The sequence below is a fragment of the Neorhizobium sp. LjRoot104 genome (assembly GCF_964253725.1).
Classification (GTDB): domain Bacteria; phylum Pseudomonadota; class Alphaproteobacteria; order Rhizobiales; family Rhizobiaceae; genus Neorhizobium.
Genome location: NZ_CAXURS020000002.1, coordinates 132584 through 158651 on the forward strand (window position 1 = coordinate 132584; position 26068 = coordinate 158651).

The following is a 26068-nucleotide window of genomic DNA, read 5'->3' on the forward strand; positions in this document are numbered from 1 at the left end:
CAGTCCCTGGTTCCCCAATAAATGGTTGAACCGCTCTCCTGGACCACAGGGAAGCTGCATAACAGATGATCGAGTAGTATAAAGCGGACAGGGATTTCATGACGGGCATTATCACTTCCACAAAGACTGTGGACTTGACCGGAGATCAGAAAGTCGACGGGCTTATCAGCGGCTACGCGTGGGACGGTACGATAACCTATGCGTTTCCCACCAGCTCGACCTCGTACTCGTATAATGGCGAGAAAGATTTCAGTTTCTCCTCGATTTCCTCGCAGCAGCAGGCTGCTGCCTTGATCCTCATGGAACAATCCTACGGGAACACGGCGAATGACGGTTTTTCCGTAGAGGGATTTACGAACGCCGAGTTTGTGGCGGGAGACGTGAACACTGCAACGGTGCGATTTGCTCAGTCGTCCTACCCTGATCTTTCGACGGCATGGGCCTATTTTCCCAGCACCGACAGCGCCGGCGGCGATATCTGGTTCGGGACGGAATATGCCGGCACTTTCGATGATTATCGGTTTCCGGAATTCGGCAACTATGCGGGACATACTTTGGCGCATGAACTGGGCCACGCTCTGGGCCTGAAACACGCTCATGAACCCGATAATAATCCGAAGATCGTGCCCAGCAGTTACGATTCTCTCGAATATACGATCATGACCTACCGCACATATATCGGAGACGTTCCGAACGGCTACGAATACGAGCAGAATAGTGCGCCGCAGAGCTTCATGATGCTCGACATCGCTGCTCTGCAGGAAATGTATGGCGCGGATTATACGACCAACGGTGACGATACCACCTATAAGTGGATTCCGAGCGAAGGCGTTACGTATGTCAATGGCGTCGCGGCCATCACGCCCAATGCTAACAGGATATTCGCAACGATCTGGGACGGCGGCGGTGTCGATACCTATGATCTGAGCGCCTATACCACCAGCCTTAGGATCGACCTGAGAGCCGGGGGCTACTCTTTCTTTTCCCAAGGCCAGTTGGCCGATCTGGGCGGTAGCCTGAACAATGGTTACGCCCGCGGTAACATTTTCAACGCGCTGCTTTATCACAACAACCTTGCGTCGCTGGTAGAGAATGTTCAGGCAGGCTCCGGTCACGACACGATTGTGGGCAACGAGGCAAACAATACCCTTTGGGGTAACGCTGGAAATGATTCGCTTGGCGGCGGTGCCGGCGACGACACGTTGATTGGAGGCGCTGGTTCCGACACGATGTCGGGCGGGGTGGGCGACGATCTCTATGTGGTCGATATCGCGGCTGACATTGTGATCGAGAACCTGAATGGAGGAACGGACACAGTCCAGACAGCGATTGCGAGTTATGCGCTCAGTGCCAATGTCGAGAACCTCGTCTACACCGGCACCGGCAATTTCTCGGGCATCGGCAATGGTGCCGCCAACACGATCACCGGCGGGGCGGGCAATGACACGCTGAACGGCGGCGTCGGCGCCGACACGCTGATCGGTGGCGCGGGCGACGACACCTACGTGATCGACAACGCCGGCGATAGCGTCACCGAAAACGCTGATGAAGGTACGGATACGATAAAGACCGCACTCGCCAGCTACTCGCTGGCGGCGGTCGCCGATGTCGAGAACCTGACCTATACCGGCGTGGCGGCGTTCACCGGCATCGGCAATGGCCTCGCCAACACGATCCGGGGCGGCGCGGGTGCCGATATCCTCGACGGCGGCGCAGGCGCCGACACGTTGATTGGCGGCGTTGGCAACGACACCTATGTCGTCGATGCGCTGGGCGATATCGTTTCCGAAGCCGCCAACGCAGGCATCGATCTGATCAAGACGGTTCTTTCCGCTTATGAATTGACCGGTATCGCCAATGTCGAGAAGTTGACCTTCATCGGCGCCGGTGACTTTGTGGGGACTGGAAATGCTTTGGCGAACGTCGTTTCCGGCGGTTCCGGCAACGACACACTGGATGGCGGGACAGGCAGCGATACGCTGATCGGTGGCGCGGGTGACGATACCTACATCGTCGATATCGCCACCGACGTGGTGACGGAACTGGCAAACGAGGGCAGCGATACGGTCCAGACCGGACTTGCCGCCCTGACGCTTGCCGCCAATGTCGAGAACCTCGTCTATACCGGCAGCGGCAACTTCGCCGGCACCGGCAATGCGCTTGCCAACACGATCACCGGCGGGGCGGGCAATGACACGCTGAACGGCGGAGCCGGCGCCGATACGCTGATCGGCGGCAGCGGCAACGACATCTATGTCATCGACAACGTCGGCGATGCCATCGTCGAGAGTGCCGCGCAGGGCTCCGACACGATGCAGACGGCCCTGGCGAGCTACACGCTTGGCGCCAATGTCGAGAACCTGACCTACACCGGCACGGTGGCCTTTACCGGGACGGGCAACAACCTCGACAACACGATCACCGGCGGGGCTGCCGTGGACACGCTGTCGGGTGGCGACGGCGACGACACGCTGGACGGCAAGGCTGGCGCCGATATCCTGATCGGCGGCACCGGCGACGATACCTATATCGTCGACAATGCCGCCGACGCCGTCACCGAAAACGCCGACGAGGGCGTCGATACCATCAGGACTGCGCTGGCTGCCTACTCTCTTGCATCCAAGGTGAACATCGAAAACCTGACCTACATTGGAGCTGCCGCGTTTTCCGGTACGGGCAATGCATTGGACAACATCATCACGGGCTCTCTCCTGGCTGCGAATATGCTTGATGGCGGTGCCGGGGCGGATACGCTGCAGGGTGGTCGCGCGAACGATACGTACACTGTCGACAATGCCGATGATCTGGTGATCGAAGATGTCGGAGGAGGCACTGACCTCATCAAGACGACGCTCACGAGCTACTCTCTGGTACCATTCTCGAACGTCGAGAATCTGACCTTTGCCGGTGCTGGCAACTTCAGCGCCATCGGCAATTCGCAGAGGAATGTCATCATTGCCGGCGCCGGCAATGATACCCTGGATGGTGGCGCGGGCGCCGATACCTTGGTCGGCGGCACCGGCAACGATATCTACATCGTCGACATGGCGACCGATGTGGTCACGGAGGCAGCCGGCGCCGGCACGGACGAGATCCGGACGTCGCTCGCTACCTATTCGATCGCTGCATTGGTAAATGTCGAGAATCTCGCCTACACGGGATCTGAAAACTTCACCGGTACCGGCAATGGTGCCGCCAACACGATCACCGGCGGGGCGGGCAATGACACACTGAACGGCGGCGTCGGCGCCGACACGCTGATCGGTGGCGCGGGCTACGACACCTACGTGATCGACAACACCGGCGATAGCGTCACCGAAAACGCTGATGAAGGTACGGATACGATAAAGACCGCACTCGCCAGCTACTCGCTGGCGGCGGTCGCCGATGTCGAGAACCTGACCTATACCGGCGTGGCGGCGTTCACCGGCATCGGCAATGGCCTCGCCAACACGATCCGGGGCGGCGCGGGTGCCGATATCCTCGACGGCGGCGCAGGCGCCGACACGTTGATTGGCGGCGTTGGCAACGACACCTATGTCGTCGATGCGCTGGGCGATATCGTTTCCGAAGCCGCCAACGCAGGCATCGATCTGATCAAGACGGTTCTTTCCGCTTATGAATTGACCGGTATCGCCAATGTCGAGAAGTTGACCTTCATCGGCGCCGGTGACTTTGTGGGGACTGGAAATGCTTTGGCGAACGTCGTTTCCGGCGGTTCCGGCAACGACACACTGGATGGCGGGACAGGCAGCGATACGCTGATCGGTGGCGCGGGTGACGATACCTACATCGTCGATATCGCCACCGACGTGGTGACGGAACTGGCAAACGAGGGCAGCGATACGGTCCAGACCGGACTTGCCGCCCTGACGCTTGCCGCCAATGTCGAGAACCTCGTCTATACCGGCAGCGGCAACTTCGCCGGCACCGGCAATGCGCTTGCCAACACGATCACCGGCGGGGCGGGCAATGACACGCTGAACGGCGGAGCCGGCGCCGATACGCTGATCGGCGGCAGCGGCAACGACATCTATGTCATCGACAACGTCGGCGATGCCATCGTCGAGAGTGCCGCGCAGGGCTCCGACACGATGCAGACGGCCCTGGCGAGCTACACGCTTGGCGCCAATGTCGAGAACCTGACCTACACCGGCACGGTGGCCTTTACCGGGACGGGCAACAACCTCGACAACACGATCACCGGCGGGGCTGCCGTGGACACGCTGTCGGGTGGCGACGGCGACGACACGCTGGACGGCAAGGCTGGCGCCGATATCCTGATCGGCGGCACCGGCGACGATACCTATATCGTCGACAATGCCGCCGACGCCGTCACCGAAAACGCCGACGAGGGCGTCGATACCATCAGGACTGCGCTGGCTGCCTACTCTCTTGCATCCAAGGTGAACATCGAAAACCTGACCTACATTGGAGCTGCCGCGTTTTCCGGTACGGGCAATGCATTGGACAACATCATCACGGGCTCTCTCCTGGCTGCGAATATGCTTGATGGCGGTGCCGGGGCGGATACGCTGCAGGGTGGTCGCGCGAACGATACGTACACTGTCGACAATGCCGATGATCTGGTGATCGAAGATGTCGGAGGAGGCACTGACCTCATCAAGACGACGCTCACGAGCTACTCTCTGGTACCATTCTCGAACGTCGAGAATCTGACCTTTGCCGGTGCTGGCAACTTCAGCGCCATCGGCAATTCGCAGAGGAATGTCATCATTGCCGGCGCCGGCAATGATACCCTGGATGGTGGCGCGGGCGCCGATACCTTGGTCGGCGGCACCGGCAACGATATCTACATCGTCGACATGGCGACCGATGTGGTCACGGAGGCAGCCGGCGCCGGCACGGACGAGATCCGGACGTCGCTCGCTACCTATTCGATCGCTGCATTGGTAAATGTCGAGAATCTCGCCTACACGGGATCTGAAAACTTCACCGGTACCGGCAATGGTGCCGCCAACACGATCACCGGCGGGGCGGGCAATGACACACTGAACGGCGGCGTCGGCGCCGACACGCTGATCGGTGGCGCGGGCTACGACACCTACGTGATCGACAACACCGGCGATAGCGTCACCGAAAACGCTGATGAAGGTACGGATACGATAAAGACCGCACTCGCCAGCTACTCGCTGGCGGCGGTCGCCGATGTCGAGAACCTGACCTATACAGGCACGGCGGCGTTCACGGGCGCTGGAAACGAGCTGAACAATATCCTGACTGGAGGGGCGGCTGCCGACAATCTGAGCGGCGGTGAGGGCGCCGACACATTGATTGGCGGAGCAGGTTCCGACACGATGTCGGGCGGGGTGGGCGACGACACCTATGTGGTCGATGTTGCGAGCGATATCGTCGTCGAGAACCCGAACGAGGGCACCGACACGGTCCAGACGACGCTTGCGAGCTATGTCGTTGGAACGAATGTCGAGAACCTGACCTATACTGGTGCGGCGGCGTTTACGGGCACCGGAAATGGCGCGGTGAACGTCATCACCGGCGGGGCGAGGGCCGACACGCTCGACGGCAAGGCCGGCGCCGATACGCTGATCGGCGCTGGCGGCAATGACACCTATATCGTCGATACCCTGGGCGATGTGGTGGTCGAGGCACCCGGCGGCGGCACCGATGTCATCAAGACCGATCTTGCGAGCTATTCGCTGGCCGCGATCGCCAATGTCGAGAACCTGACCTTCACCGGAAGCGGCGGCTTTATAGGCACCGGCAATACTCTCGACAACGTCATCACCGGCGGAGCTGGCGACGATACGCTCTCTGGCGATGCGGGCGCCGACACACTGAACGGCGGCGCCGGAGCGGATGCGCTTTCCGGCGGCACGGGCAACGATATCTACGTCATCGACAATGCCGGTGACACCGTCACCGAGAACGCCGACGAGGGCACCGACACGGTGCAAACGACCCTCATAAGTTACATGCTTGGCACCGATGTCGAGAACCTCACCAATACCGGCACGGCGGCGTTTGCCGGCAACGGCAATGTGCTGAATAACGTCATGACCGGCGGAACGGGTGTCGATACGCTGAAGGGCGGGGTGGGCGACGACACCTATGTCATTAGCACCGGCGACATTGTCGTCGAGAATGCCGACGAAGGCATCGACACGGTGCAGACGAACCTGGCCTCCTACACGCTGGGGGCCAATGTCGAGAACCTGACCTCGACGGGCGCGGCAGCCTTCACGGGCACCGGCAATGCGCTCGACAACATCATCAAGGGCGGAGCGGCAGCCGACAGGCTGACCGGGGCTGCGGGCAACGACACGCTGGATGGCGGCGCGGGCGCCGACACGATGATCGGCGGTACCGGTGACGATACCTACATCGTCGATATCGCCACCGACGTGGTGACGGAACTGGCAAACGAGGGCAGCGATACGGTCCAGACCGGACTTGCTGCCCTGACGCTTGCCGTCAATGTCGAGAACCTCGTCTATACCGGCAGCGGCAACTTCGCCGGCACCGGCAATGCGCTTGCCAACACGATCACCGGCGGGGCGGGCAATGACACGCTGAACGGCGGAGCCGGCGCCGATACGCTGATCGGCGGCAGCGGCAACGACATCTATGTCATCGACAACGTCGGCGATGCCATCGTCGAGAGTGCCGCGCAGGGCTCCGACACGATGCAGACGGCCCTGGCGAGCTACACGCTTGGCGCCAATGTCGAGAACCTGACCTACACCGGCACGGCGGCCTTTACCGGGACGGGCAACAACCTCGACAACACGATCACCGGCGGGGCTGCCGTGGACACGCTGTCGGGTGGCGACGGCGACGACACGCTGGACGGCAAGGCTGGCGCCGATATCCTGATCGGCGGCACCGGCGACGATACCTATATCGTCGACAATGCCGCCGACGCCGTCACCGAAAACGCCGACGAGGGCGTCGATACCATCAGGACTGCGCTGGCTGCCTACTCTCTTGCATCCAAGGTGAACATCGAAAACCTGACCTACATTGGAGCTGCCGCGTTTTCCGGTACGGGCAATGCATTGGACAACATCATCACGGGCTCTCTCCTGGCTGCGAATATGCTTGATGGCGGTGCCGGGGCGGATACGCTGCAGGGTGGTCGCGCGAACGATACGTACACTGTCGACAATGCCGATGATCTGGTGATCGAAGATGTCGGAGGAGGCACTGACCTCATCAAGACGACGCTCACGAGCTACTCTCTGGTACCATTCTCGAACGTCGAGAATCTGACCTTTGCCGGTGCTGGCAACTTCAGCGCCATCGGCAATTCGCAGAGGAATGTTATCATTGCCGGCGCCGGCAATGATACCCTGGATGGTGGCGCGGGCGCCGATACCTTGGTCGGCGGCACCGGCAACGATATCTACATCGTCGACATGGCGACCGATGTGGTCACGGAGGCAGCCGGCGCCGGCACGGACGAGATCCGGACGTCGCTCGCTACCTATTCGATCGCTGCATTGGTAAATGTCGAGAATCTCGCCTACACGGGATCTGAAAACTTTACCGGTACCGGCAATGGTGCCGCCAACACGATCACCGGCGGGGCGGGCAATGACACGCTGAACGGCGGCGTCGGCGCCGACACGCTGATCGGTGGCGCGGGCGACGACACCTACGTGATCGACAACGCCGGCGATAGCGTCACCGAAAACGCTGATGAAGGTACGGATACGATAAAGACCGCACTCGCCAGCTACTCGCTGGCGGCGGTCGCCGATGTCGAGAACCTGACCTATACCGGCACGGCGGCATTCACGGGCACCGGCAATGGCCTCGACAACACGATCCGGGGCGGCGCGGGTGCCAACACCCTGACGGGCGGCGCAGGCGACGATACTCTCACTGGTGGAGTGGCCGCAGACTTCTTCGTATATCTGCCAAACTGGGGTCATGATACGATCACAAACTTCGTGGCAACCGGCACGGCTCACGATACGATCAGGATCGATGACAGCGTCTTTGCCGATTGGGCGTCGCTTCTTGCTGCATCCAACCAATCTGGCGGCGATACGCTCATTATGGCCGATGCGAACAATACTATCACGCTGCAGAACGTGCTCTTATCAAGCCTTCACTCGGGAGATTTCCAGTTTACATGATTTCCGCTCGGACTCCCCCGCGGGAAATCCTGCCGGGGAGGAGTGGGGGCGAAGTTCCTATATGCGACAGCGAGCTTTGGCCTGCGTCCCCGGATGACGGACGGCGATCCGCGCCCCCGCCCTGGTAGATTTCGAACACTGGTCCGAGGCCCTCGTTGGAAGGAAAAGGGAGGGTTCGGCTTCAAAGGTGCTGCGTCTAGACCTGATCTCGAGCTATGTCAGAATCAGCCCGTCTTTGATTTCGCTAGCCGCGGCGACAAAGCTCTCGAATTCACTCCTCTCGAAAAAGCATTCGCGGGAACACACAGATGCGCGTGCGGCGGCGTCGGGATAGCGTGCCTCGCTGCTCACCGGAGTTCGCATGGGATGAGGCGCCGGACTACTCAGGATCTTTAGGTAACGCGCGTCGCCGGCAAGAAGGCCAATTGACCTTATCGGGTCCCGCGGCAATAACTGCTGGCATGGGTATTGAACTTTCTGCACTCGAGGAACGCGCTGAGCCCGGGGTGTATGAATTGTTTCAACTCAGCAGTCTTGGGATTTGACTGGTGGGTTAGACTGGGAAACCGCCATCGGCAGCCACGCATCCTGGCAAGAGTGATGCCAATCGACAAAATTCTCACACAAAACGCCTGCGGAATCCTTTGAATGAATTGGCTTTCGAACGGAGTTTCATCTGTCGGCTTCGTACTGCGTTACCACGAGGTCTTACCGCCCTGTATGGGCCTTCGGTGCGCGTCAGCGGAAGGTGCTGACGGGCATGAGGCGGCTCGGCGGCGAGGGCGACGACGAGCCGAAATTGCGTGGCAGGCGGCAGGCCGGGCACACAGGCGAACGACTGCCCCGATGCCGGCGGTTCCAAGCGCCACCACCGCCGGCTCACGCCTTGTCGAGCGCAATCGTCAGGTCGGCGATCAGGTCGTCCGGGTGTTCGATGCCGATCGACAATCGGATCGTCGAGTCGAGCACGCCGATCCTCTGGCGCACCTCGGCGGGCACGCCGGAATGGGTCATTGTCGCCGGGTGGCTGGCGAGAGATTCGGTGCCGCCGAGGCTGACCGCCAGCTTGAAGATCTGCAGCGCGTTGAGGAACCGGAACGAGGCCGGTTGGCCGCCCTTTATGTCGAAGGAGAAGGTCGAGCCGCCGCCGGTGCATTGCGCCGCAAACACTTTTCCGACCGGCGAGGACGGGTCGTGATAGGGCAGGTAATGGATCTTCTCCACGTTCGGGTGCCCGCGCAAAAAGTCGGCGACATCAAGCGCGTTGGTATTGGCCTTTTCCATGCGGATCGACAGCGTTTCCAGGCTGCGGCCGAGCATCCAGCAGGAATGCGGATCGAGCTGGGTGCCGATCGCCCCGCGCAGCGCCTTCACCTGTTTCATCACCGCTTTTGCGCCGAGGGCGGCGCCGGCGATCAGGTCCGAATGGCCGCCGACATATTTGGTCAGCGAATAGAGCGAGATATCCGCCCCGTGCTCGATCGGCCGCTGGAAGACCGGGCCGAGCAGCGTGTTGTCGCAGGCGATCACCGGCGTATGGCCCTGTCTTGCGCCGATCGCCTCCGCCACCCGGCGGATCATCGCCACGTCCACCAGGCTGTTGGTCGGGTTCGCCGGCGTCTCGATCAGGATCACCGAGACGCGGCCCTTGCCCATCGCCTCCTCGGCCGCCGCCGTCACCGACTGTTCGTTGACCCCGTCCGCAAAGCCGACCGCCGCAACGCCCATGTTGAGGAAGGTCTTGGCGAGCAGCGTTTCGGTGCCGCCGTAAAGCGGCTGCGAGTGCAGCACGCTGTCGCCGGGCCTGACGAACGCCATCAGGGTCGTGGCGATCGCCGACATGCCGGAGGAAAACAGCACGCAGCTCTCGGTGCGCTCGTAGACCGCCAGCCGGTCCTCGACGATTTCGCTATTGGGATGGTTGAAGCGGGAATAGACCAGGCCCGCGCCCGTCCCCGCCGGCGGCTCGCGGCGGCCGGAGACGAAGTCGAAGAAGTCGCGGCCTTCTTCCGCCGATTTGAACACGAAGGTGGAGGTGAGGAAGACCGGGGGCTTGACCGCGCCCTCGGAAAGCTCCGGGTCGTAGCCGTAGTTCAGCATCTGCGTTTCGGGATGGAGCTTGTGATTGCCGATATGCGTCTTCGAAGGATGCGGGGCGGTCATGGAGGGTCTCCTGGCGTGAAAAAGCGGATGCCGAGACCGGAGATAATAGCAGAAGCGCGCCTGCCAAGGGGCGCGATATTGCGAAAGCCGGATTGCTCAGCGTGTCGCCGGCCGGGCCGGATGCGCAGCGGTTGGGACCGTACGCGCCGGGGACGCAGATGGATTGGGGGCGGGCGCCTCGGCGGAGGGCAGGGCCGCTTCTCCCCAGGCCGAAACCGGCTGGCCGCCTTTGGTCGTCACGCGCATGTCGTAGAGGGCAAGCGAAGCCTGGACTTGCCGCATGTCGGCGCAGCGGTTGATGATGCCGCCGATATATTGCACGCAGTCGCTGGTGCTGCCCTGTACCGAACCGGTCGCCCAATCCTTGACGATGCCGTCCGGGCCGACCAGGAAATAGGAAAGCCGGTTGTTCTGCGATACGGTCGAGCGGCCGACCAGCCCGCCAAAACTCGAACCGGACTCGGTCTTGGCGGCCGGTGCGATATGCCGGTAGACGGTCATCCCGTTTTTCAGCTGCGTTGCGCCGATCATCGGCCCGAACGTCGCCTCGGAGCCGGAAAGCCGCGCCAGCGTCGACTGGCCGACATTGGCGACCTCGGCATAGGTACGGTCCATCGCGTAACTCGTGAAAGACCGGTTGGCGGCGTTTTCCGCCTTTTCCGCCACCTGGGAACAGCCGGCCAAAGCCAGGGCGAGCGCCATCGAAAGAACTGCCGGCAAACGCATCAATACCCCCTTGTCAGCAACGTCCCGCACCCGGGACCCGGCCGGTTTCCGGCCGATCGGCGGATATGCCGGCCGCCCCCGCGACCGATGGTTAGTCACTATCAGATTTTGCATGTTTTGAAAGCGCCGCCGGGGTCGGCGGCATGCAATTTTCTGTGGCCCTTGAGCCGGAAATTTCTGGCTTTCCGTCGGCCGGATGTCCAGAATACGGCGTTGACCCGCGCGCTCGCGCGGGGCTATCACTGCTCGCGTCAATAAGGGAGGATGCCCGCGAATATTCCGGGCGTCATGATCAAGAAATGCCACGCCTTTCCGCCGCCACCGCACTTCCCGCCCATGTGAAAGCACCCGGGTTTGACCGGGCTCTCCTGAAACCCGGCATCCTTCATATCGGGCTTGGCGCCTTCCACCGCGCCCATCAGGCGGTCTATACGGACGCGGCGCTGGGGGCGGAATTCGGCGACTGGGGCATTGTCGGCGTCAGCTTACGTTCCGTCGATATCGTCCATGATCTTGCGGCGCAGGACGGGCTTTATTCGGTCGTGACCCGCAGCGCCGCCGGCGATCATGCCCAGGTGGTGGGCTCGGTGGTCAAGGGCCTGTCGGGCACCGAGAACCAGGCGGAAATCCTGGCGCTGCTGGCCGATCCGGCGATCAAGATCGTCACCATCACCGTCACCGAAAAGGCCTATGGCATCGATCCGGTTTCCGGCGGGCTCGATCGCAATCATCCGTCCATCAAGGCCGACCTTACCGATCCGACATCGCCGACCGGGGTGATCGGCTATCTCGTCGAAGGTTTTTCGCGCCGCCACGCCGCCGGCCTGGCGCCCTTTACCGTGCTGTGCTGCGACAACCTGCCGACCAATGGCCGTATCGTCCGGAAACTGGTGATCGAGATGGCCGGCGCCCGCGATCCGGCGCTCGCCAACTGGATCGCCGGCCACGGCGCCTTTCCGTCCAGCATGATCGACCGCATCGTGCCGGCCGCGACCGACGAGACGCGGGCTCTGGCCGAAACCCTGACCGGTGCCGAAGACAGGCTGGCGCTCGGCACGGAGCCCTTCATGCAATGGGTGATCGAGGACCATTTTCTCGCCGGACGTCCGAAATGGGAAGCCGGCGGCGCGCTTTTTGTCGACGATGTCGAGCCCTACGAGAAGATGAAGCTCAGGCTGCTCAACGGCGCCCATTCGCTGGTCGCCTATCTCGGCCAGCTGAAAGGGCTCGAATTCGTCCGCGACGTCATGGCCGCGCCGGAATACCGGGCGCTGGTTCGCCGCCACATGGCGGAGGCTGTGCAGACACTCGATCCGGTGCCGGGCATGGATCTCGACCACTACATGGACCAGCTGATCGAGCGCTTCGAAAACCCGACGATCGCCCACAAGACGCAGCAGATCGCCATGGACGGCACCCAGAAACTGCCGCAGCGCATCTTTGCGGGCGCAGTGGAAGCCCTGGCGAGTGGCGGAGATGCGTCGTCTGCGGCTTACGTTGTTGCTCTCTGGATTGCCTATGCCCGCAAGACTGCCGAGATCAACGATCCGCGCGCGGCCGAGCTCAAGGCCGCCGCCGCCAGGATGACGGCGGATGATCCGTCCGCATCCTTCTTCGCCATTCCCGGCCTGTTCCCCCAGGCTCTCATGGAGAATAGCGCATGGCGTGCGCAGGTGAATGCGGAGCTTGAAAAAATCAACGCCGGCTGATGCCGATGCCCGCTTTCCAGTTGGAGTCACGCCCCTCACCCCGTTCTGACGGGAGAGGGGAGGTGCTCCACGCGATGCTAAATGCGGAGGGAAACGGTGCCACATCTGTCCTTCTCCCCGTGAGCGGGGAGAAGGTGCCCGGCAGGGCGGATGAGGGGCGATCGCTTACCCTCTGAACGTATAATCCGCGATCGATTGCGGTTTCATCTCGATCGAGAAGCCGGGCAGTGTCGGCGGCATATAGGCCGCATTCTCGATGAGGCAGGGATCGACGAAATGTTCGTGCAGATGATCGACATATTCGATCACCCGGCCTTCCTTGGTGCCGGAGACGGCGATGTAGTCGATCATCGACAGATGCTGCACATATTCGCAGAGGCCCACGCCTCCGGCATGCGGCCAGACCGGGAGGTCATATTTGGCGGCGACCAGCAGTACCGCCAGCACCTCGTTCAGCCCGCCCATGCGGCATGAATCGATCTGGACGATGTCGATTGCGCCTTCGGCGATGAACTGTTTGAACATGATGCGGTTCTGGCACATCTCGCCCGTCGCGACCTTCACGGGACCGATCGCTTCGCGGATCTTGCGGTGGCCGGCAATGTCGTCCGGGCTGGTGGGCTCCTCGATGAAGAAGGGTTTGGCGAAGGCGAGCTTGTTCACCCAGTCGATCGCCTGCCCGACCTCCCACACCTGGTTGGCGTCGATCATCAGGTAACGATCCGGGCCGATCACCTCGCGGGCGATGGTCAGGCGCCGGATATCGTCCTCGAGATCGCGGCCGACCTTCATCTTCACATGGTTGAACCCCGCATCGACCGCCTCGTGGCAGAGCCGGCGGAGCTTGTCTTCCGGATAACCGAGCCAGCCGGCGGAGGTCGTATAACAGGCATAACCTTCGCGCTTGAGCGTGGCGATGCGTTCCGCCTTGCCCGCTTCCGCCCGCTTCAGGATCGCCAGCGCATCCTCGCGCGACAGCACGTCGGTCAGGTAACGATAATCGACGATGTCGGCGATTTCGTCCGCCGACATCTCGGAAACGAGCTGCCAGACCGGCTTGCCCCGCTGTTTGGCGAGGAGGTCCCACAAGGCGTTGACGACAGCGCCGGTGGCGAGGTGGATGGCGCCCTTGTCCGGCCCGATCCAGCGCAGCTGGCTGTCGCTGGTCAGATGCCGCCAGAATTTTCCGGGTGCGGCGGCGAAAGCCTCCAGCTCCTGCCCGACCACCAGATGCCGCATCGCCTTGATCGCCATGCAGCAAATGTCGTTGCCACGGCCGATCGTGAAGGTCAGGCCGTGGCCGGCAAGCTCTCCACTATCGGTATCGAGAATGACATAGGCCGCCGAATAATCCGGATCCGGGTTCATCGCGTCGGAGCCGTCGAGGCTCTGCGAGGTGGGAAAACGGAGATCGAAGACGCGGAGATCGGTGATGCGGGTCATGGGTTTCTCGTATTGCCTCAGATGGTCCAGCCGCCGTCGATGGCGTAAGCCTGGCCTGACGTATAGGTGGCGCCGGCGAGGTAGAGGGCGAGTTCGGCGATTTCTTCCGGCGTGCCGAGCCGGCCCATCGGCTGGCGGGCGATGAAGGCGGCGCGGGCGTCGTCGTAATTGCCCTGAGCGCGCATGCGGTCCTGCAGCGAGGGGCTTTCGACAGTGCCGGGGCAAATGGCGTTGCAGCGCACGCCTTCCGTCACATAGTCGGCGGCAACCGATTTGGTGAGCCCGATCACGGCCGCCTTGGTGACGCCGTAGGCGAAGCGGTTCGGGACGCCCTTGATGCTGGAGGCGACGGAAGACATGTTGATGATCGCGCCGTCCTTTTGCGCCAGCATGCCCGGCAGCACGGCCCGAATGGTGCGGATCATCGCCCTGACGTTGAGGTCGAGCGCGAAGTCGAAATCGCTGTCCTTCATCTCGAGGATGGACCCCGCATGAACGAAGCCGGCACAGTTGAAGAGGATATCGACCGTGCCGATATTCTCGACGCAGGCCGCGACCGCCGCATTGTCCAGCACGTCGAGCTTCGCGGTCTTCAGGTTGTCGAGTTTCGGCAGGGCGGAGAGCAGGCCCTCGTTGATATCTGTCGCATGGACAGTCGCGCCGGCCTCGGCGAAGGCGAGCGCCGTCGCGCGGCCGATGCCCTGACCTGCGGCGGTCACGAGTGCGGTTTTCCCATCAAGTCTGATCATGTCTTATCCTCGAAATGTCCGGTCGGCCGTCAGTCTGATTGAGAAAATCGTCAATCCAGATGAAAGACTTCTTCCATCATCGCCCACCATTCGCCTTCCTTGCGGCTATCGAGGGGCTTCTGGCAAGGGATGGTGAACGACCACCATTCCTGGTTTTTCGGATCGGCGGCTATTCTTGCCATGTCGGCTTCGAAATCCGTGCCGTGATATTCCCAGGTGCCGAACAGCAGGTTTTCCGGTTCGCGCAGGAAGATCGTGTAGTTGCGGATGTTGGCGCGGCTGATCAGCTCCAGCACTTCCGGCCAGACGGCGGCGTGCAGGCGTTTGTATTCCGCGATCATCTGCGGCTCGACGCCGATCACCATGCCCATTCGCTGCATCATTGTCTCCTCAGACCTCCACCAGTGCCTTGACGACGCCGGCGGCTGGATCGGTCAGTCCCGCAAACCGCTCCGGCACCTCCGACAGCATCATTCTGTGGGTAACCAGGGCTGCGGGGATCCTGCCATCGCGCATTGCCTGCATCACCCGCTCGAAATCCGCAGCCGTCGCATTGCGGCTGCCGAGTAGCGTCGTCTCGCGCTTGTGAAATTCCGGATCGGAAAACGTGATATCGCTCGAAACGATCGAGACCAGCACATAGGTGCCGCCATGGGCGACGAAACCGAACCCGCGCTCGATTGCTTTCGGATTGCCGGTCGCATCGAAGGCCGTGTCGAAGAAATCACCCTCCGTCAGCGCCGAAAGCTGTCCATGGTCGTCCGGACCGAGCTGAACCGTGGACGTCAGCCCGAGCTGTTGCCGAGCAAAATCCAGCCGGTCGGCGCGGCCGTCGAGAAGCGTCACCGCGCCACCCTCGAGTGTAGCAAAGATCGCGACCGCAAGCCCGATCGGCCCGGCGCCTGTCACCAGTACGCTCTGCCCCGGCTCGATCCGGGCACGGGCAACCGCATGGGCGCCGATCGCCAGGAACTCCACCATGGCCGCCTGGTCGAGCGACAGGCCCTCCGCCTTCAGCACGAATTCCTGCGGCAGGCTCAGATATTCGGTCATGCCGCCGTCGCGATGGACCCCGAGGACGCCGAGGTTGCGGCAGCAATTGGTCCGGCCCCTGAGGCAGGCATGGCAGTGGCCGCAGGAAATGTAAGGCATGATCGAGACGGTATCGCCCGCCTCAAGCCGGCCGCCGGCCGGCGCGTCCTCGACCGTGCCGGCGAGCTCGTGGCCCATGACGCGCGGATAGGAGAGATAGGGCTGGTTGCCGGTGAAGATGTGCAGGTCGGTCCCGCAGACGCCGATACGCCGCAGCCTCACCAGCACTTCATCCTCGCCGCGAAGAGGCTTGGGCCGGTCGACGGCGGTGAGTTTGCCTGGTTCGTCGCAGATGATAGTCAGCATGTTCTTACGCTCCGAGCCGATAGAAACGCCGGGCAGTGCCCCCGAAAACCTCGTCATGGGCCTCGGCGGGCACGATATCGAGGCACTGGTCCAGCCAGGCTTGGTAATCTCCGGCGAGCCTCAGCACCGGCCAATCGCTGCCCCAGATGACCCGCTCCCGGCCGAACAGGTCGAAAATGGTTTCGGCATAGGGCCGCACCGCCTGCGGCTTCTGGTCGCCCGCTTCGGTCAACAGGCCGGAAAGCTTGCAAAGAATGTTCGGTCGTTCGGCGAGCACCTTCATGCGTGCATACCAGTCGATGAAACGGCCTTCAGAGATCGGCGGTTTGGCGCCGTGGTCGATCACGATCGGCAGGTCGGGGTATCGCCGGGCGAAGACGAGCAGCGGTTCGAGATGGCGCGGCAGCACCAGCGCATCGAAGACCAGCCGGTGTTCGATCATTGCGGCGACGGCGGCGTCGAGCGCCGGATCGTCGATCCAGCGGTCGTCGGCAATATCCTGCAGCATCGGCCGGAAACCCTTGAGCTTCGGATGCCGGGCCAGCCGGGCAATGGCTGCCGGAGCGCCCGGCGCTTTCATGTCGGTCCAGCCGACCACGCCGAGGATGAAAGGCGTCCTGTCGGCGAGATCGAGCATGAAAGCCGTGTCCGTCTCGTTCTCCATGGTCTGCACCAGCACCGTGCCGGCGATGCCGGCCGCATCGAGAAGCGGCGCCAAGTCGTCCGGCAGGAAATCCCGATGGATCGCCTGCAGGTCGGCCGGCGGCCATTGGCCCGCCCGGTCCGCGATCCGCCAGAAATGCTGATGCGCGTCGATCCTCATATCTCAGGCTCCCCGGCCCGGCAGCGGTGCGCCATCGGCGATCAGCCCGCGGGCTTTCAGGCGGGACCAGAAGGAGGCGGGGATCTCTTCGCCGAACCAGTCGACATTCGATCTGATCTGATCGGCGGTGCGTGCGCCGGAAACAACGGTCACCACGGCTGGATGGGCGAGCGGGAATTGCAAGGCCGCCGCCTGCAGGCTGACGCCCTCTTCCTCGCAGGCCGCGCGCAGCACGTCGACGCGGGCGAGGATATCGGCCGGCGCGTCCGTATAGTTGAATTTGCGGTTGCCGGCGAGCAAGCCGGAATTGAACGGGCCGGCCACCACGATGCCGACGCCCTGGCTGGCGCAGTCGTCCATGAAGGCGAGGCTCTGCTGTTCGAGCAGTGTGTACCGGCCGGCGAGCATGGCGACGTCGATATCGAAGACCTGCATCGCGTCGCGGATGATCTCCCACTCGTTGACGCCGAGGCCGACGGCCTTGGTAAGTCCTTCCTCACGCAGCTTCTTCAACGCGCGAAAACCGCCGCCGGCGGTCAGCTGGTACCAGTAGTGCTGGTGTCTGTCGCCATGGGTCATGCTGCCGATATCGTGGATGTAGAGGATATCGGGCTTGAGGATGCCGAGCCGCTGCTGGCTTGCCTCGAAGGACCACATGATGCCGTCATAGCTGTAGTCGAAGACCGGCCGGAAGGGCAGCGGCTCGACATATCCGTCTTCCTGCGAACCGACCGTCTCGTCCGGCTGCATGAGCCGGCCAACCTTGGTGCTGAGCACGAAGTCGCCGCGCGGCAGGTCCGTCAGCATGGTGCCGAGCCGCCGCTCCGAGCGCGTGTATCCGTAGAAGGGCGCCGTATCGAAATAACGGATGCCGGCCTCCCAGGCGGCTCCAAAAGCGCCGGCCGATTCGTCGTAGGAAGTCTTGTGGTAGAGGCTGCCCATCTGCGCGCAGCCGAGCCCCATCTGGGTCACTTCTACGGGGGCATTGGGCAGCTTGCGGCGCTCAGTGACATTCATGGGACAGTCCGAAGTTCATAGGGGCAGGGAGTACGGACGCGCACCATTCGCGATGCGCGCCCGCTGGGGTAAGGCTCAGTAGAGAACGTTCTTGGCTTCCGGCTTGTCGATATTGTCCTTTGTGACGACCACGACGCCGGTATCGACGAACTTTTCGACCTTCTCCTTGTTGATCGACTGGAGCACGGTCTTGACGCCGAGTTCGCCCATCTGGAACGAGCCCTGCACCGCGATGGCCGACAGCGTGCCGTCTTTCACGAATTCCTGCAGGTCTTGGTTTCCGTCAAAACCGATCGCCACCACCTTGCCGGCCTTGCCGGACTGTTTCAGCGCGCGGCCCATGCCGATCGCGGTCGGCTCGTTGGCGCCGAAAATGCCCTTCAGGTCGGAATTGGCGGCCAGCACGTCGGTCGTCTGGTTGAGCGCCGTCGCCATCTGGGACTGCGAGTAGAACGGCCCGACGATCGTCAGCTTCGAGTTCGCCTTGATATAATCGGTAAAGCCACCGACGCGGCCGATCTCCGAACCGGCGCCCGCCACGTAAGACATCACGGCGATCTTGCCTTCCTTGCCGACCTTGTCGATCAACGCCTTGGCGGCGAGTTCACCGGCTTTCTTGTTGTCGGTGGCGAGGAACGACTGGTAATATTGCTCGGAGCCCTTGGCGAGTAGCGAGTCGACGATGACGACCGGGATGCGGGCTTCCCAGGCCTTTTTGACGGCCGGAACCAGCGCGTCCGGATCGGACGGCGCGAGCACGATGCCGGAAACCTTCCGGTTGACGGCGTTTTCGACCATGTTGACCTGGTCGGCGATCGCCGATTCCGCGGCCGGTCCCTGGAAGGTCATGGTGTTGCTACCGCCGCCGGCCTTCATGGCGGCATCGGCGCCCTTCTGGACATTCTGCCAGAAGGTGGAATTGACGGTCTTCACGATGACGGCGATTTCGCCTGCCTGAGCCGAAAACGCGGTGAGCGCGATCACGGATGTCAGCAATGCGGCAGCAAGCTTTTTCATGTCTTCCTCCTCTTTTGGTTGGCCTGATCGGCCGGTTTTTAAGAGAGCTCCTCACTCCCTTGGTATTCTCGCGGGTAAAACGGTCCGCGTGCCCTTTCCTCAGCGGCGGTTGCGCAGCTGGTCGATCCATACGGTGACCAGGATGACGAGGCCGATGATGATCTGCTGTGTGAAGGCGGAGACGCCGTTCATGTTGAGGCCGTTGCGCAGGATGCCGATCACGAAGGCGCCAATCGCGGTTCCGGAAATCGTGCCGACCCCGCCGATCAGCGACGTGCCGCCGATGACCGCGCTGGCGATCGCGTCGAGTTCGTACATCACGCCCTCGTTCGGCTGTGCGGTGACGAGGCGCGACATCAGCACGCAGCCGGTAAGGCCCGCGAGCGTGCCGGACAGCACATAGGTGAAGCTGACGATGCGGGTCACGTTGACGCCGGAAAGCCGGGCCGCATCGGCGTTCGAGCCGACCGCATAGATATGCCGGCCGAGCACCGAGCGGTTGAGCATGTAGGAGACGGCGAGCGCGATGACGATCATCAGGATGACCGGATAGGGGATGCCGGGAAAGAGGATGGTCGGGAAACCGTCGTCGCCGATCTTGACGACGCGGAAGAGCGAGCCGTTGCCCAGTTCGCCGAAGGATTCGCCAAGTCCCGAGACGGCCCGCGCACCGGTGATCTGCAGGGCCACGCCGCGGGCGATCATCATCATGCCGAGCGTCGCGATGAACGGCGGCAGCTTCATTTTGGTCACGAGAATGCCGTTGATGAACCCGCAGGCCGAGCCGGTGAGGATGCCGCAGATCATGCCGAGCCAGACGGGCGCCCCGAAATCCTTGACCGCGAGTGCCGCGACGACGCCGGATAGCGCCAGCACCGAGCCGACCGACAGGTCGATGCCGCCGGTGATGATGACGCATGTGGCGCCGATGCCGAGAAAGGCGATGGAGGTCACCTGCAGCGCCACCGTCATGCCGTTGTCGATGGTGAAGAAGGCGCTGCTGGTCGCCGAGAAGACGCCGATCAGCACGAACAGGCTGCCGAGGGCGGCGAATTTCTGGATGATGTCCTTCTGCCGGTCGCTGAACGCGCCGCTCTTCTGTTTCGAAACTTCGGTGATCTCAGCCATGTTATGCCCTCATCCTGCCGACCGAGCGTAGCCGGAGGCGTATCGCATGATCTCTTCCTGATCGGTTTTCGCAGTCTCCAGCACGCCGGTGATGCGGCCCTGATGGAAGACCGCGACGCGGTCGGTCATGCCGAGAATTTCCGGAAGCTCGGAACTGATCAGCACGACGCCGATGCCGTTTGCCGCAAGCTCGTCCATGATCCGGTAGATCGCGAGCTTGGCGCCGACATCGATGCCGCGCGTCGGTTCGTCGAAAAACAGCAGTTTCGATTTGCGGAACAGCCACTTGCCGATGATGATCTTTTGCTGGTTGCCGCCCGAGAGAAGGCGAACCGGCTGCTTGATCGAGGGCGTACGGATGTTGAGCAGATCGACATATTGCCGGGTGGCCTTCGCATGCCTGGCGAAGTCGATCACGCCGAAGCGATTGGAGACCGCCTCCATGTTGGCGAGCGTCATGTTCGCATCAACCGTCATCTTGACCGCCAGCCCCTGCGCCTTGCGGTCTTCCGACAGGTAGGCAAGACCGGCGGCGATTGCGTCGCGGGGCGAGCTGATCGAGAGCGTCCGGCCGTGCAGGGTGACGGTGCCGGTATCGAGCGGCTCGGCGCCGAATATGGCGCGTGCCACTTCCGTGCGTCCGGCGCCCATCAGGCCGGCAAAGCCGAGGATCTCGCCGCGGCGGAGCGTGAAGGAGACGTCGCGGAAGACGCCGGCCCGCGAAAGGCCTTGCGCCGAGAAGATGATTTCGTCGCCCGGCACCGAAGTCCTATCCGGAAATTTTTCCTCAAGCGAGCGACCGACCATTTTCGAGACGATCGCGTCGATGCTGGTGGCGGCGAAATCGTCGGTGGAGATGTAGCGGCCATCGCGAAGCACCGTGACGCGATCGACGATCTCCGACATTTCGTCGAGCCGGTGCGAGATATAGATGACGCCGACGCCGGATGCCTTCAGGTCGCGGATGACCTTGAAGAGTTTCCCCGTCTCCTGTTCGGTGAGCGACGAGGTCGGCTCGTCCATGATCAGCACCTGCGCCTCGAGCGACAGCGCCTTGGCGATCTCGACCATCTGGCACTGGGCGACGGACAGGCCGCGCACCGGCCGGTCCGGGTCGATGTCGACGCCCAGCCGGTCGAGGCAGTTTTTTGCATCGGCGCGCAGCTTCTTCCGGTCGACTAGAAAGCCGCCGCCGAAAAAGCGGCGGCGCGGCTCGCGGGCAAGATAGATGTTCTCGGCCACCGTCAGATGCGGCACGAGGTTGAGTTCCTGGTGGATGATGGCGATGCCGGCGGCTTCCGATTCCCGCGTCGAGGAGAAATGCCGTTCCTCGCCCTTGTAGGTGATGGTGCCCGAACTCGGCTGGTAGACGCCGCTGACGATCTTCATCAGCGTCGACTTGCCGGCGCCGTTCTCGCCGCAGACGGCATGGACCTCGCCGCGGCGGAGATCGAAATGCACGTTGGAGAGCGCTTTGACGCCGGGAAAGTCCTTGCTGATGTTGTCGAGGCGGAGCAGCGTTCCGGTGGCCGGAGCCGGCGTGACGCAGCCCGGCAGCGTGGCGGCGCCATGCGCAGTCTGCCCAAGCTCGGCCGGACGGTTTTCCACATTTGCCTCCCTGGGCCGCCAGGCCCATTCGCCGGCGGCTCCTCCCTCCGGCATTGCCAATGGGTAAACCCGAGTTGGAAACTGGTCAAGCCAATTTTTGCGAAAGCCTGTTGCCTGTCCTTTCGCCGACGATTAAAAACGGAGATCGAATGGTAAAACAATGAAATTTAACGGTAAAAATTTGTTGGTTGCTCTCTTGGAGCAGCCTGATATGGTAAGGCCACATTGCCCGGGATGACCAAATCCATGAATGGATCCATCAAAGCTCCAGAACCAAGACGTCTTTATCAGCAGATAGCCGACCAGATCCGGCTGCTCATCCAGGGCGGCCAGTTTCCCGCCGGGGCGCGGCTGCCGGCGGAGCGTGAGCTTGCCCAGCAGCTTGGCGTTTCACGCCCCTCCCTGCGCGAAGCGCTGATCGCGCTCGAGATCGACGGAAGCGTCGAGATCCGCATGGGGTCGGGCATCTACGTCACGGCCGAGCCGGACCGCCGGCCCTGGCAGAGCGGCTCCATGGGCGAAAGCCCGCTGGAGCTGATGCAGGCGCGTGCCGCCGTCGAAGGCGCGGTCATCCTGCTCGCGGCGGCAAGGATCACGCCGGAGATGCTGCGGTCGCTGCGCCAGACGCTCGACCAGATGCGGACCGAGATCGCCGAAGGCCGCAAGGCGCTCGATCTCGACCGGCTTTTCCACCTGACCATTGCCGGCCAGTCGGGCAATTCGGTGCTGGTCCATATCGTCGGAGATCTGTTCGACGAGCGGCACAGCCCGATGTCGGCGCAGATCCGCGCGCGGTTCGAATCCCCGGAAACCTGGGGGGCCGCGCTCGTCGAACACGAGGCGATCTATGCGGCGCTGGAAGCGCGCAATCCGCTTCTTGCCCAGGCGATGATGCATGCACATCTGGAAGAATCGAAACAACGCTGGATGAACCACGAGACACGGTGATATTCCTGCGCCTGTTTCGGGAGGAAACGAAAATGGATATGGTTGCTGCTTCACCCATCATCATCTTGAATTCGATCGACGACGTCGGCGTCGCAAGGCAGCCGATGCGGGCCGGCGGTCCGACCGGTTACGGCGATCTTATGGCCCGCGAGTTGATCGGCCGCGGCCACAAGGTGGCGATCAGGGCGATCCCGACTGGCGGCGAGGTGAAGAAATACGGCCAGGTGATCGGGATTGCGACGGAGGACATCGCGCCCGGCAGCCATGTGCATCTGCATAACCTCGCCATGCTGCCGTCCGAACACGAGCACCAGTTCAGCGTCGATATCGAGGAAAAGGGCATGCTGCCGGAAGCCGAGCGGCGCACCTTTCTCGGTTATGACCGGGGCGCCGGCGGGGCCGGCACCCGCAACTATATCGGCGTCATCTCGTCGGTGAACTGTTCCGCCACGGTGTCGCGTTACATCGCCGACTATTTCAATCGCATGGGCGGGCTCGAAGGCTTCGACAATATCGACGGCGTCGTGGCGCTGACCCATGGCGGCGGCTGCGCGCTCAACAACAAGTCGGAAGGGTACAGGCTGCTGATCCGAACCATCCAGGGTTATGCCCGCCACCCGAATTTCGGCGGCATCCTGATGATCGGCCTCGGCTGCGAAACCAACCAGATCGCCCCGATCCTCGAACATTACCGCATGGAAGAGGGCGACCGGCTGCGCACCATGAACATCCAGCAGCATGGCGGCACGAAAAAGACCATCGACGCGGCGATCGCCATCATCAAGGAGATGCTGCCCGGCGTGAATGCCGCGACGCGCACCCCGCAGCCGCTTTCGAAACTGAAGCTGGCGCTGGAATGCGGCGGTTCGGACGGTTATTCCGGCATTTCCGCCAATCCGGCGCTCGGTCATGCGTCAGACCTGATCGTCCGCAACGGCGGCACCACGGTTCTCTCCGAAACCCCCGAGATCTACGGCGCCGAACATCTTCTCACCCGTCGCGCCGTGACGCCGGACGTGGCGAAGAAACTTCTGCAGCGGATCGACTGGTGGCGGGATTATACCGCCCGCAACGGCGACGAGCTCAACAACAATCCGTCCCACGGCAACAAGCTCGGTGGTCTGACCACCATCCTCGAAAAGTCGCTCGGCGCCGTCGCCAAGGGCGGCTCGATGCCTTTGAAGGCGGTTTATGAGTTTGCCGAGACCGTGACCGAACCCGGTTTCGTGTTCATGGATACGCCGGGCTACGATCCGGTCGCGGTGACCGGCCAGGTCGCCGGCGGCTGCAACGTCATCTGTTTCACCACGGGGCGGGGCTCGGTCTCGGGCTTCAAGCCGTCGCCCTGCATCAAGATCGCCACCAATTCTGAAATGTACGAGCACATGAAGGAAGACATGGACCTGAACTGCGGCGGCATCGTCACCGGCGAGGAGACGATCGAACAGGCGGGACTGCGGATTTTCGAGGACGTGATCGCGGTGGCTTCGGGCAAGAAGACGCTGAGCGAGATCTATGACTACGGCGACAACGAATTCGTGCCGTGGCAGGTCGGCGCGGTCACGTAAAAAGGTCGGTCGCATGCGGGCCGTTTTGGGGCCGAGAGCGTTGGTGCACGGATCATTTAGCGGTCGTGGTGTAGGCGGGCTGCAATCTCAATAGCCGGTTGCCCAGCGATGCCTTTCAAACACAATTCTTCCCGCCGGCATTGTATAGGCAAGATGAAATTCAAGGTGACGAACTGGCCGGAATATGAGGCGGGCCTCCGCGCGAACGTGGCAGCCTGACCCTGTGGCTGACGCCGGAAGCGCTTGTTGGTTGGGCTGCCCACGACGCAAGACCCGGGGCGGCCAGCCGCGCTATTCCGATCTTGCGATCGAGACTGCCTTGACGCTGGGCCTGGTGTTTCAGTCTACGGCTGCGCCAGGCCGAAGGCCTGCTGGCATCGGTGCTGCAAATGATGGGGATGCTTGCCCGCGCACGCCCGAAATCCGTTCGCCGCTCGTCAAAGATAGCATAGCCCACGTCATCAAAGATCGAGATCCACGATGCTTCGGATCCGTGCACCAACGCCCCTCTGATTTCTAGCGCAGAGAGCACGTCGGATAGACGCCATCGTTCCACCATCAGATATTGAGGTCGACCATCGTCAATCGCCCGGTGTGGGCTCATCTATGTGTCACTCAACGATCCTAACAACCACGAACGTCTTGGGATCGACGATCAGTCGCTTCTGATTGACGATCGCGAAGGCCAGGTTCGGCGTATCCGGAATAGGTGACAGCACGAGGTTGTTTGGTATTGGCTGGCCAACTGCGATCTTCTCGCTGACCTGGACAGGATTGGCAGGCATGGGTTGCCTGCTGACAAAATCCACCGCCTTGTCGGGTGGGGCCGCCGTAGGTTGCTGAGCAAAAGCGCCGCCTGCTCCTGCAACAAGGGCGGCGGCGAGGACAATGTTTTTCATAAGAGTGCCTTTCCTCTGAGTGGTCCACGGCACCGAGTGTCCGAGCCTTCGATGTGGACGTCAGGGCCTCACAGAACGGAACTGCGTCGGCTTCGTTCCGCGTCAGTTCAACTGAGCCGACTTGAGCGCCGCCTCAAATTTCGCGCGTGCTTCGTCAGGGGACTTTCTTCCATCTAGCGCGGCCAGCGCGGTGTTCTCAGCCGCCGACCAATCCTCATTTTTCCGATGCGGCCATCCGTGCATCAAGAATTGGTGCGCCTCGAGCGGCCCCGCTTTCAGTTGTCCTGCGGCGCGAACCGGTTTCTCCCACTTCAGCGTCAACATATTAGATCCTCCTAAAGAGGTAATAGCGCAGCCCGAGGGGTAGGCAGATGGCCGGCTACGGCCGGACGACGTTTTGGTGCGTCGAAAGCGTTCATTCAGGAACCGATTAGTCGTACGGCTGCAGTTTTTGGGCAACATCTTTGCGTCGCCCGAGTAAGTATTACCGCAGTCCGAAGAAGCCGAGAATAAACAGGACGATAACGACGGCTCCGACGAGCCATACGATGCTATTCATGATGTCACCTACTGGTGGGTCTGATTTCAGATCCGGTTGGATCGCCAACGGAATGCCGTTGCGCGCTACTATGTTCCGAAAAACGTGGGATCTAGATCCAAATCGTTAGCCGGCGCTCAGTTCTTCTTCAATTTCAATCGGCTTGGCCGGCGGCTTTTGGGCTCTTCCAGAGGCGATAGACCAGACAGCG

At 62.2% G+C, this 26068-nt stretch carries 17 protein-coding genes and 1 pseudogene; 5 read left to right on the forward strand and 13 right to left on the reverse strand.

What is annotated here, in order from left to right; translation table 11 throughout:
* The first annotated feature begins 98 nt into the window (after nucleotides 1-98).
* Nucleotides 99-8123: a M10 family metallopeptidase C-terminal domain-containing protein gene (locus ACSQ8R_RS22675; protein ID WP_436255653.1), complete on the forward strand. Its 8025-nt coding sequence runs from the start codon at nucleotides 99-101 to the stop codon at nucleotides 8121-8123.
* An 879-nt stretch (nucleotides 8124-9002) separates the two neighbouring features.
* On the opposite strand, the gene ACSQ8R_RS22680 is transcribed toward ACSQ8R_RS22675, so the two are convergent.
* Both ACSQ8R_RS22680 and ACSQ8R_RS22685 read right to left on the reverse strand, forming a co-directional pair.
* Nucleotides 9003-10286, reverse strand: coding sequence for a cystathionine gamma-synthase family protein (locus tag ACSQ8R_RS22680; RefSeq protein WP_436255654.1), 1284 nt, complete (start codon nucleotides 10284-10286; stop codon nucleotides 9003-9005).
* Nucleotides 10287-10382: 96 nt separating this feature from the next.
* The gene (locus ACSQ8R_RS22685) at nucleotides 10383-11012 is read right to left on the reverse strand and encodes a hypothetical protein (protein WP_436255655.1); all 630 of its coding nucleotides are present in this window, start codon (nucleotides 11010-11012) and stop codon (nucleotides 10383-10385) included.
* Nucleotides 11013-11311: 299 nt separating this feature from the next.
* Here ACSQ8R_RS22685 and ACSQ8R_RS22690 point away from each other — a divergent pair, with 299 nt between their 5' ends.
* Nucleotides 11312-12721 carry a mannitol dehydrogenase family protein gene (locus ACSQ8R_RS22690; RefSeq protein WP_436255656.1) on the forward strand — a complete coding sequence of 470 codons (1410 nt, stop codon included), beginning with the start codon at nucleotides 11312-11314 and terminating at the stop codon, nucleotides 12719-12721.
* A 165-nt stretch (nucleotides 12722-12886) separates the two neighbouring features.
* Here the strand turns inward: ACSQ8R_RS22690 and ACSQ8R_RS22695 are convergent, their stop codons facing one another.
* The 9 genes from ACSQ8R_RS22695 to ACSQ8R_RS22735 form a co-directional block, all read right to left on the reverse strand.
* Nucleotides 12887-14164 (reverse strand): L-fuconate dehydratase, encoded by a 1278-nt coding sequence (locus ACSQ8R_RS22695; RefSeq protein ID WP_436255657.1) that lies wholly within the window; start codon nucleotides 14162-14164, stop codon nucleotides 12887-12889.
* Nucleotides 14165-14181: 17 nt separating this feature from the next.
* Complete coding sequence (locus tag ACSQ8R_RS22700) at nucleotides 14182-14913, reverse strand: SDR family oxidoreductase (protein ID WP_436255658.1); 732 nt, start codon at nucleotides 14911-14913, stop codon at nucleotides 14182-14184.
* A 50-nt stretch (nucleotides 14914-14963) separates the two neighbouring features.
* The gene (locus ACSQ8R_RS22705; protein WP_436257248.1) at nucleotides 14964-15293 is read right to left on the reverse strand and encodes an L-rhamnose mutarotase; all 330 of its coding nucleotides are present in this window, start codon (nucleotides 15291-15293) and stop codon (nucleotides 14964-14966) included.
* A 10-nt stretch (nucleotides 15294-15303) separates the two neighbouring features.
* Nucleotides 15304-16311 (reverse strand): zinc-binding alcohol dehydrogenase family protein, encoded by a 1008-nt coding sequence (locus ACSQ8R_RS22710; protein WP_436255659.1) that lies wholly within the window; start codon nucleotides 16309-16311, stop codon nucleotides 15304-15306.
* A 4-nt stretch (nucleotides 16312-16315) separates the two neighbouring features.
* Nucleotides 16316-17134: an amidohydrolase family protein gene (locus tag ACSQ8R_RS22715; RefSeq protein ID WP_436255660.1), complete on the reverse strand. Its 819-nt coding sequence runs from the start codon at nucleotides 17132-17134 to the stop codon at nucleotides 16316-16318.
* A 3-nt stretch (nucleotides 17135-17137) separates the two neighbouring features.
* The gene (locus ACSQ8R_RS22720) at nucleotides 17138-18151 is read right to left on the reverse strand and encodes an aldo/keto reductase (protein WP_436255661.1); all 1014 of its coding nucleotides are present in this window, start codon (nucleotides 18149-18151) and stop codon (nucleotides 17138-17140) included.
* A gap of 75 nt (nucleotides 18152-18226) precedes the next feature.
* A complete protein-coding gene (locus ACSQ8R_RS22725; protein ID WP_046600539.1) occupies nucleotides 18227-19168 on the reverse strand; it encodes an ABC transporter substrate-binding protein in 942 nt (313 codons plus the stop codon).
* Between the two features lie 99 nt (nucleotides 19169-19267).
* A complete protein-coding gene (locus ACSQ8R_RS22730) occupies nucleotides 19268-20296 on the reverse strand; it encodes an ABC transporter permease (RefSeq protein ID WP_436255662.1) in 1029 nt (342 codons plus the stop codon).
* 9 nt (nucleotides 20297-20305) lie between these two features.
* Nucleotides 20306-21853, reverse strand: coding sequence for a sugar ABC transporter ATP-binding protein (locus ACSQ8R_RS22735; RefSeq protein WP_436257249.1), 1548 nt, complete (start codon nucleotides 21851-21853; stop codon nucleotides 20306-20308).
* Between the two features lie 297 nt (nucleotides 21854-22150).
* Here ACSQ8R_RS22735 and ACSQ8R_RS22740 point away from each other — a divergent pair, with 297 nt between their 5' ends.
* The 3 genes and pseudogenes from ACSQ8R_RS22740 to ACSQ8R_RS22750 all read left to right on the forward strand — a co-directional run.
* Complete coding sequence (locus ACSQ8R_RS22740; RefSeq protein WP_436255663.1) at nucleotides 22151-22852, forward strand: FadR/GntR family transcriptional regulator; 702 nt, start codon at nucleotides 22151-22153, stop codon at nucleotides 22850-22852.
* 38 nt (nucleotides 22853-22890) lie between these two features.
* Complete coding sequence (locus ACSQ8R_RS22745) at nucleotides 22891-24420, forward strand: UxaA family hydrolase (protein ID WP_436257250.1); 1530 nt, start codon at nucleotides 22891-22893, stop codon at nucleotides 24418-24420.
* Nucleotides 24421-24528: 108 nt separating this feature from the next.
* Nucleotides 24529-24821, forward strand: a pseudogene (locus ACSQ8R_RS22750) (transposase); the annotation flags it as partial.
* 210 nt (nucleotides 24822-25031) lie between these two features.
* On the opposite strand, the gene ACSQ8R_RS22755 reads toward ACSQ8R_RS22750, so the two are convergent.
* Nucleotides 25032-25319, reverse strand: coding sequence for a DUF1236 domain-containing protein (locus tag ACSQ8R_RS22755; protein WP_436255664.1), 288 nt, complete (start codon nucleotides 25317-25319; stop codon nucleotides 25032-25034).
* 102 nt (nucleotides 25320-25421) lie between these two features.
* Nucleotides 25422-25643 (reverse strand): DUF982 domain-containing protein, encoded by a 222-nt coding sequence (locus ACSQ8R_RS22760; RefSeq protein WP_436255665.1) that lies wholly within the window; start codon nucleotides 25641-25643, stop codon nucleotides 25422-25424.
* Nucleotides 25644-26068 lie beyond the last annotated feature (425 nt).